8 protein-coding genes and 1 pseudogene are annotated in these 8990 nt (G+C 41.0%); 5 read left to right on the forward strand and 4 right to left on the reverse strand.

Annotation, left to right across the window (positions count from 1 at the left end):
• Positions 1-35 precede the first annotated feature (35 nt).
• From ACFX4X_RS20920 to ACFX4X_RS20935, 4 genes and pseudogenes are all read left to right on the forward strand, one after another.
• Positions 36-434 (forward strand): VOC family protein, encoded by a 399-nt coding sequence (locus ACFX4X_RS20920; protein ID WP_377386039.1) that lies wholly within the window; start codon positions 36-38, stop codon positions 432-434.
• Positions 435-997: 563 nt separating this feature from the next.
• Positions 998-1327: pseudogene (locus tag ACFX4X_RS20925) on the forward strand (thioredoxin family protein); the annotation flags it as partial.
• Positions 1328-1554: 227 nt separating this feature from the next.
• Positions 1555-2061: an Rrf2 family transcriptional regulator gene (locus ACFX4X_RS20930; RefSeq protein WP_284469495.1), complete on the forward strand. Its 507-nt coding sequence runs from the start codon at positions 1555-1557 to the stop codon at positions 2059-2061.
• 2 nt (positions 2062-2063) lie between these two features.
• On the forward strand, positions 2064-4913 hold the full coding sequence (locus ACFX4X_RS20935; protein ID WP_377386063.1) for a YhgE/Pip family protein: 2850 nt from the start codon (positions 2064-2066) through the stop codon (positions 4911-4913).
• A gap of 47 nt (positions 4914-4960) precedes the next feature.
• On the opposite strand, the gene ACFX4X_RS20940 is transcribed toward ACFX4X_RS20935, so the two are convergent.
• From ACFX4X_RS20940 to ACFX4X_RS20955, 4 genes are all read right to left on the reverse strand, one after another.
• The gene (locus ACFX4X_RS20940; RefSeq protein WP_061465208.1) at positions 4961-5332 is read right to left on the reverse strand and encodes an ArsR/SmtB family transcription factor; all 372 of its coding nucleotides are present in this window, start codon (positions 5330-5332) and stop codon (positions 4961-4963) included.
• Entirely contained in the window at positions 5333-5761 is a 429-nt protein-coding gene (locus ACFX4X_RS20945) for an SRPBCC family protein (RefSeq protein WP_377386043.1), read from the reverse strand.
• Positions 5762-5903: 142 nt separating this feature from the next.
• Positions 5904-6347 (reverse strand): DUF6376 family protein, encoded by a 444-nt coding sequence (locus ACFX4X_RS20950; RefSeq protein ID WP_377386046.1) that lies wholly within the window; start codon positions 6345-6347, stop codon positions 5904-5906.
• Between the two features lie 30 nt (positions 6348-6377).
• A complete protein-coding gene (locus ACFX4X_RS20955; RefSeq protein WP_377386049.1) occupies positions 6378-6983 on the reverse strand; it encodes a protein kinase family protein in 606 nt (201 codons plus the stop codon).
• Positions 6984-7590: 607 nt separating this feature from the next.
• On the opposite strand from ACFX4X_RS20955, the gene ACFX4X_RS20960 reads away from it, so the two are divergent.
• A partial coding sequence (locus ACFX4X_RS20960; protein WP_377386052.1) for an SH3 domain-containing protein occupies positions 7591-8990 on the forward strand: 1400 nt, incomplete at its 3' end.

The raw sequence follows: 8990 nt of genomic DNA on the forward strand, positions 1-8990 counted from the left end.
GAATAATTAATGTTGAAAAAGGAGTTTGAAGATGAATGAAAAAGGTCACACCTTTCTTGATGTTCCAAGGAAATGATGCAGAAGAAGCCATGAATTATTACACATCTTTAATTGAAGGATCGAAAATAACCAGCATGATTCGGTATGGAGCGAATGAAGCAGGTGCAGAGGGAAGTATCATGCAAGCTGCCTTTACCTTGAAGGATCAGGAGTTTATGTGCATCGATAGCAATATTAAGCATCAATTTACGTTTACACCTTCGTTTTCAATATTCCTTACATGTGATACGGAAGAGGAAATTGACAGGATTTTTGCGAGTTTAACTGATGGCGGAGAAGTGCTGATGCCATTAGGCGATTATTCCTTCAGTAAGAAGTTCGGATGGGTATCTGATAAGTTCGGTGTTTCCTGGCAACTCACTCTCCCAATATGAATGAAGTAAAAAGGCCACTGGATAGTGGCTTTTTTCAGTTTGTTGACCAAAGGGGGTTCGGAAAAGTACGGTGAAGGTCGAAAAAATACGGTGACGGTCGGAAAAAGAGCGGTGAAGGTCGAAAAAAATGCTCCGGCTGAAACAACTGGATCGTATTTAAAGAAAGGCTGTTTTCACATACTATGTTGCTATTTACCAGGTAGTGAGCTGTGGTTGATTTCCCCTCCAGATGCTCGCTTTCCGCGGGGCGGGCGGTGAGCCTCCTCGGCGTAAACGCCTGTGGGGTCTCACCTGTCCCGCTGCTCCCGCAGGAGTCTCGCACTTCCGCTCCAATCAACCTTAAATAGTTTCGTTTTAAAAACAACAATCTTTACGAAAAGAGCCTAAAGAAAAAACTATGGGCAAACTGGCTTTTCTTAAAATTTGTTTACAAAAGGGGTTCGGAAGTGTCTCACCCCGAACCAGATCGAGGATAAACCGTTTGTACTGTGAAGGAATTAATTATATATTAATTCTTGAGTACATTTATTCATGGATGAAAGTATGATGATGATAAGAAAAGTTCGGAGGGGACAATCATGAAAAATATTAATACTGAACAAGAATACCGTGAACAAATTAAACAAGAGGGACTGACAGTCGGGATTTTTACGACTACATGGTGTCCAGACTGCAAACGTTTAGACATGTTCATTGATGAAATCACCCAAGAACATCAAGACAAACAGTGGTTTACAATCGATCGTGACGAGTTTCCAGAGATTTCAGAAGAGCAGACCGTGATGGGAATTCCTTCTTTATTGGTTTTTAAAAATGGAGAAAAGATTGCACATTTGCACAGTGCGAATGCTAAAACCCCAGAGGCAGTCAATGAATTTCTAAATGATCTATAAAAGTTGTTGTAAAGGTAAACCCCGCATGATGTTGTCATGCGGGGTTCACCTTTGTTTTGGGGTCTCCCATTTAAAAATGTTCATGGAATATCGTGTTCACCCCAATTTCAGGGATTTTTTTCTAAAAATAACTTGATTTCTATGATGAAACGGGTTTTAATTATAGATACCGAATGTCCATTATGGATATCGAATATCCACATAGATACTGAAAGAGGTGAACTGATTTGCAATTAACAAAAGGGGTCGAGCAAGCTATATGCATCATTGTTATCCTCTCCACCCAGGATAAAAATGTACCGCTTTCGTCTAATGAGATCAGCAGGCGATTGGAGGTGTCTCCTTCTTATTTGAAAAAAATCATAAGGAAATTGGTAGTTAAGCAGATAATCACTTCCGTTCCTGGTAATAATGGCGGCCTTACTCTTGCCAAAAGTGTAGATAAGATTAAAAACCTTGAAATTATTGAGGCGATGGAAGGTCCCATTTCGATGTTTCCGGATACGGGACTTATAGAAAAAGCGTTTAAAGATGGAGAATACGCAGAGAAGGGGATGGACGTTCTTCGTCGGACGTTTTCTCGGGCGGATCAACTTTTGATAGAGTTCTTTTCCAGTCAAACAGTGGCAGATTTGCTGAAGGAAAGCTTTGGCACCACGGACATACCGACTCTTAATTGGAATTCAACGTCATTGAGTGATGTACTGCGTGAAAAGAAAGGTGAAAAGAATTGAACATGCTTAAACAAGAATGGAAGCTTTTCCTTACAAATCGAAAACTTGTCGGTGTCGCAATCGTTTTACTGTTCGTACCGATTATTTATGGGGGGCTATTTCTTAGTTCCGCTTGGAATCCATACGGGAATACAGGCAAATTGCCGGTTGCAGTCGTGAATAAGGATGTGAAGGCGGAATATGAGGGTAAAACCTTAACGGTCGGTAATGAGCTGATCGAGCAATTAAAGGACAATGATGATTTAGAATGGCATTTCGTAACGGAAAAAGCGGCGAAAAAAGGATTCGAAGATGGTACATATTATATGGTTGTTACCATTCCAGAGGACTTTTCAAAAAATGCTTCAACCGTCCTGGATGATAAACCTAAGAAAATGAATTTAACATATGATGTGAATCCTGGACGCAGTTTCGTTTCGGAAACGGTCGGAAAACAGGCAGCGAATAACTTGAAAACGGAAATTGCTGAAAGTGTCACAAAAGAATATGCGGAAGCGATCTTCTCACAACTGGATGAAATCGGAGATGGATTCGGTGATGCAGCAGATGGGGCATCAAAACTGGATGAAGGTGCTGAAAAACTGCATGATGGAAACAAAGAAGTGACAGAGAATCTGAATAAATTAGCTTCCAGTACATTAACTTTTAAAGAGGGAGCGAATAAACTTCAAATCGGCGTCGGCGAGTTTTTGGAAGGAGCCAATAAGCTTGAAAGTGGCGCTTCGGAATTAAATAAGGGAATATCACAATACACTTCTGGTGTCGGTCAGTTGCAAAAGGGTGCGAACGAACTCGCATCAGGTACAGGGGAATTAACTAATAATAGTAAAGCACTTATACAAGGTTCTTCCCAACTTTCCACTGGGCTGGCCAAAGTGGTTCCAGGAGCCCAAACTTTAAATACTGGATTAGCACAAGCGCAAACAGGCAGTGCGAATTTGAATGATGGGTTGAATCAATTATCGCAAAATGCAAGGCAGCTGACGGACCAATCTTCAGGAATCCCAAAAATGGCAGAAGGTCAGCAGAGTTTAAATGAGGGAATCATTAAACTGGCTGAAGGAAGCGGGGCGTTAAATGCCGGCCTGAAAAAGATGGATGGCCAATTGCCCGCAGAAGAACAGCTGAGTCAGCTTAAGCAAGGACTGTCAAGCATTCAAAGCGGTGTGAATCAATTGCAAAAAGCGGTTCCTGCAGGGAGCAGCGCGTCCGGTACCGTATCTGGCATTACTGATGACCTCAATAACAGTCAAGCGGCCTTAACGGAACTACAATCAACGATTGCGAATAATGGACAAAGCACAATCAATACCGTTCAAAACACTGAAGCGTACAAAAGTATGACGAGTGAACAACAATCCGAATTAATTGGAGCCATTCAAAATGAACTTCAAATACAAGCGGGGGCACAAAAACAAATTGCATCGAATCTTGCTGCAAGTGTATCCGACTTATCAACGCAATTAACGAATAAAGTAATGCCAGTATTGAATGGATTAGGCCAACTTCCAGAACAGGTGGCCAATTTAAATAATGCGGTGAATAAAGTTAATCCAAACGCCGTCTCAGCGTTAAATGGGTATACGGCAATAAGGAACTCACTGGAAGAACAATTGATTCCTGGTGCAACCCAATTAAATACCGGCATGAATGAAGCCGTTAAGGGCAGCAATCAATTAACGGCGGCAACCGATAGTTTAAATGAACGGACACCAGAACTAGTGAATGGGATCAATCAGTTAGCACAAGGCGGTTCTTCGTTAAATAATGGTTTATCAAAACTAACTGAGGGATCTGGTCAACTGGTTGATGGAGTTTCACAACTTCAGGCAGGGTCATCCTCCTTTGGGAATGGTCTTGAGAAGTATGCGTTTGGTGTTAGCCAAGTTGGCGAAGGGGCAAATAAACTTGCTAATGGGGCGAATGAGCTGAATGCAAACTCAGGTTCCTTGAAAGATGGTTCATCAGCACTTGTTAAAGGCACTGAACAATTGGCAAGCAATTTACCAACTTTAAGCAATGGAGTCATCCAACTTGCTGATGGAGCAGGTAAAATCAATAAAGGTTCATTAGCACTTGCTGAAGGTTCAAATAAATTGGGCGATGGAATCTCCTCTCTAAAAGATGGAACAGGCGAACTTTCGGAAAAACTGAGTGATGGTGCAGAAGAAATAAATGAAAATGAAACAACAGATGATAATTACAGCATGATTGCTGAACCGACACAGGTTAAAGAACAAAAAAGCAGTGACGTTCCGAATTATGGTCATGCACTAGCACCTTATGTATTGTCTCTTGGCTTATTTGTAGGAGCTATAGCCTTCAATATGGGATTCCCGACAGGGTTGCCTTCCACAAGGCCTACTTCAGGAGTGGCATGGTGGTTCAGTAAATTCACGGTCCTATTTATCCAAGCGACGCTTTCAGCATTAGTGTTGGATGCGATCATGATTTTTGGAATGGATTTACAGGTCGAGAACATGGGGCAATTCATTGGGGTTTCCATACTGACTTCCCTTACCTTCATGTTCATCGTCACCTTCTTGACCGTAGGATTTGGAAATCCGGGTCGTTTATTAGCGATGATATTCCTTGTACTACAGCTAGGTGCAAGCGGAGGAATGTTCCCCGTGGAACTGACCAATAACTTCTTCAGTCATATTCACCCGTTCATACCAATGACATACTCTGTCATGGGCTTCCGTCAGGCGATGAGTACGAGCCTTGGAGCGGATGCATTGACAACGAGTATAGTGTTCCTTACTGGATGCATCATTGTCTTCAATCTACTACTATTGCTAACAATGGTCATCAAGAAGCGCAAAGAACACAATGTGGAGATGGATGCATAAACTAATGAAAAAACCCCCCCGGTGCAATGCGCCGGGGGTTTTCTTCATTATGATGGTTCATCCGTGTCCTTTTCTTTATCGATGACTTTCAATCCATTTTCCCCTGAATTTTCAATCACATGTTTAAGGATGGATAATTTGTTATCCCAGAATTGATCGTAAAAGGAAAGCCACTGTTTCAATTCCGCTAAAGGTTCTGGCTGAAGTCGAAAGCGTTTCTCTCTGCCTACCTTCCGGCCACTGACCAATTCAGCTTCAGAAAGGATATGAAGATGCTTGGCAATCGCTGTCCGGCTCATGGAAAAGTGAGAAGTGATTTCTGAAATGGGTAAATCCCCTTCAGCAAGCAATTGCAGGACCTTACGGCGGGTTGGGTCGGCGATAGCCTGAAATACATCATGCTTTTCTGCTGCAGACACTTAGCCCTCAACAACCTTTTTAAGTTTTGCATGAACGAGCTGTTCCCAGCCATGATCCATTCTCTCGCGAATCACTGAGCTCTTTTCATTCGGTTTCGGAAGAATCGTTTCAGGCTCTTTCCAACCACCATGAATAAGGGTGAACTCCGTTTTGCCATCCAGTTCTTTTAAAATGAAGGAAATGAACCAACCGTCCGTATCCCAACTGAATGAAAGACGATGAGGAGCATCTAACTCCGTTACCTTACAAGGAGATGGACCAAAAGGTGATTGCACATGGAACTCATGTCCCACTTTCGGTTGAAAATCATTTGGCATGAACCATGAAGCTATGCCCTCTGCAGTCGAAACTGTATCCCAAACTTTTTGGATAGGTGCTTCAAGAATAACTGTCTTCTTGATATCCTGTAGTGTATGTTGATTTTCCATACTGATTCTCCTTTGTCATTGAAAATTATGAAACCAATTGGTTTTGCTTTGTTGATTATATAAAACCTTTTGGTTTCATGTCAATGATTTGTTTCGAGCCATTCTCCTTATTCCTGAAATCAGGAATAAGGATTAAGGAAGCTTAATTACCCAATTCTTCAATTGGTTTTGCCAGCTCTGTTAAATTATCGATTGATTTCATTACCTCTGAATCTTCCAATGCCTTAGGGTCGATTTGGCCACTTTCAATATTATTCAAGTATAATTCAATTCCATCTGAAAGCTGTTGATTTGAGCTGACGATTTTCTCATGGATGCCTTCAGCGATTTGGGGTGGTTCAGTTGCATTGAAGTCTTCGATCTTCGTTTTCATCAATTGCAATTCTTTTTCAAGATTTTCCCTTGCTTCGGCATTCGTGACGGCATCTTTTGCCAATGCGGGCACCTCATTGGCAAAATCCTTAACGGTATTAATATATCCCGTCGCATTATCCGCATACTCCAATGATGAATTGACTTCTCCCAAAAGCGAACAGCCGCTTAATATAAGGAAGGACAGAAAAACAATGGTCATTCTTTTTTTCATATATGCCTCCATTTGTTTTTATGGTGATGATCAGATGGACAAGAATCTCTTTTTATAAATCGCTGCAATGGAATTCAGTATGAAGCCAGGGATTTTCTTCGGAAAAAATGACTTCGAATATAAAAGGTGAAAAGCACTTTTCAGGTCATGCCACTGATTACATGATTTCACTTGTTTAAACCTTGCAACGTCAATGATCTTCACCTTCATTTCGGAAGTGATGAAGATGTTCCGTAAATGGATATCCGAAGGATTCAATCCCTCTTTCCTTGCTAATTGTAAGGCATGGTCAATCTCCTCGATGTTTTTTTCCGTTATCGGGATTCCTAATGTTAAACATTCAAAAAGAGTGTTGCCTTCGATGTGATCTATAACCAGGTAATTTACCCCCGCATCATATAGTGTTGGATAGTAATCGATGGCTTGAACGGTTTTGTATATTTCAGCTTCAACTTTTGCTGTGTGAGTATGGTCCGGGAAAAACACTTTTAGGGCTTTATCGGTGGAATGAATTCGGAATACATAAGCGCTTCGGCCTTTTCCGATAAGTGATAAAGATTGGTCGGCATCAAGCAATATATGCTTTTTATCATCGGAAATCTTAACGCTTTGAGCTAATTCATAATAGTTCTGCATACTTTTCACCTCTATTGTGAATTTTTTTCGAATCAAAAAAAGACGGTATAACCGATTGTTGGTTATACCGTCTTTTAAAAATTAAAAGACCTCACCAAATAATCGGCAAGGTCTTGCAAACAACTAAGATCAGTTGCCAATAAAGCCGAGGATAAAATCCTGTATTGACGACTTTATTGTATAGCTACTCCCCTTAACAGAAGGATTCATATAAGTATATATAGTGAGTATATAGATTATTGCCTCAATCCGTCAAATATTAGGATTGTATGCTTACCCTTTATGTATATTCGGTATATTCAGGAAGATGTTCGTCCCCATAAATTAATTAACTGAATAAATATTTCAATATACTTTATTTCGACGACAAACTTGTGCATCCGCTTCAAGAAACTTAGGAAATGAATTTTCGTTGCAAATATTTCTATTAAATTAATTAAAAGTCTATTAGTTTACTATTTTGTTACAAATTCATCGATCCCTCTATAGATTTAAAGGAATATGGTATGTTTTTAATGAATGAGGATAAATACCTATAACATTATACTTATTTTAACCGATATTTAAATAAATGTTAAAAATATAATTCTTTAGTAGGGAGAATGAGATGAAGAAATTAATTTTACCAACTTTCTGTTTTGCAGTGTTGTCTACAGTTGCTTTCGAAGAAAAAATATCTGCAGCTCCACTACATGCAGAACAGGCCAATATTGAAACAGGTGTCATGTTCGTCCATGTAAATTCCGGCTTGCTCAATATGAGAAAAACAGGTACTGAAAGTGCAAGCGTAGTCGCCAAGCTGGCAAAAGGCACAAAGGTAACGGTGTATTCGGAATCCAAAGGCTGGGCGAAGATCAGAGCCAATGGAAAAGATGGATATGTCAGTACCAATTATTTATCGGCAACAAAGCCAGGAACTTTAACTAAAGCAGCAGTAGCCATTAAAACGACAACAAAATATGTGAATGTCAGTACAGGTTCACTTAATATGAGAAAAACAGGTACTGAAAGTGCAAGCGTAGTCGCCAAGCTGGCAAAAGGGACACAGGTAACGGTGTATTCGGAATCCAAAGGCTGGGCGAAAATTAAAGCCAATGGAAAAGACGGATATGTCAGTACCAAGTATCTATCGACGACAAAGCCTGGAACGGTAACCAAAGCTGCGGCAACCGTTAAAACGACAACGAAATATGTGAATGTCAGTACAGGTTCACTTAATATGCGAAAAAGTGGTATAGAAAGTGCCAGCATAGTCGCAAAGCTGACAAGGGGCACACAGGTAACGGTGTATGCGGAATCCAAAGGCTGGGCGAAAATTAAAGCCAATGGAAAAGACGGATATGTCAGTACCAAGTATCTGTCTGCTGCAAAGCCAGGATCGGGATCCACAATAGCCACACCTCAAAAAACGACAACGAAATATGTGAATGTCAGCACGGGTTCACTTAATATGCGAAAAAGCGGAACGGAAAGTGCCAGCATAGTCGCGAAGCTTTCAAAAGGAACGAAAGTGACGGTGTATGCGGAATCCAAAGGCTGGGCGAAGATCAAGGCCAATGGAAAAGACGGATATGTCAGTACCAAGTATCTGTCTGCTGCAAAGCCAGGATCGGGATCCACAATAGCCACACCTCAAAAAACGACAACGAAATATGTGAATGTCAGCACGGGTTCACTTAATATGCGAAAAAGCGGAACGGAAAGTGCCAGCATAGTCGCGAAGCTTTCAAAAGGAACGAAAGTAACGGTGTATGCGGAATCCAAAGGCTGGGCGAAGATCAAGGCCAATGGAAAAGACGGATATGTCAGTACCAAGTATCTATCGACGACAAAGCCTGGAACGGTAACCAAAGCTGCGGCGACCGTTAAAACGACAACGAAATATGTGAATGTCAGCACGGGTTTACTTAATATGCGAAAAAGTGGTATAGAAAGTGCCAGCATAGTCGCGAAGCTTTCAAAAGGAACGAAAGTAACGGTGTATGCGGAATCCAAAGGCTGGGCGAA

Source organism: Peribacillus sp. YIM B13481, from assembly GCF_042787985.1.
GTDB lineage: Bacteria > Bacillota > Bacilli > Bacillales > DSM-1321 > Peribacillus > Peribacillus simplex_A.

Excerpts from the sequence above, each read along its gene's own strand:
- ACFX4X_RS20935 (WP_377386063.1), top strand. The coding sequence starts at position 2,064 with ATGCTTAAACAAGAATGGAAGCTTTTCCTTACAAATCGAAAACTTGTC.
- ACFX4X_RS20920 (WP_377386039.1), top strand. The coding sequence starts at position 36 with ATGAAAAAGGTCACACCTTTCTTGATGTTCCAAGGAAATGATGCAGAA.
- ACFX4X_RS20950 (WP_377386046.1), bottom strand. The coding sequence starts at position 6,347 with ATGAAAAAAAGAATGACCATTGTTTTTCTGTCCTTCCTTATATTAAGC.
- ACFX4X_RS20955 (WP_377386049.1), bottom strand. The coding sequence starts at position 6,983 with ATGCAGAACTATTATGAATTAGCTCAAAGCGTTAAGATTTCCGATGAT.
- ACFX4X_RS20945 (WP_377386043.1), bottom strand. The coding sequence starts at position 5,761 with ATGGAAAATCAACATACACTACAGGATATCAAGAAGACAGTTATTCTT.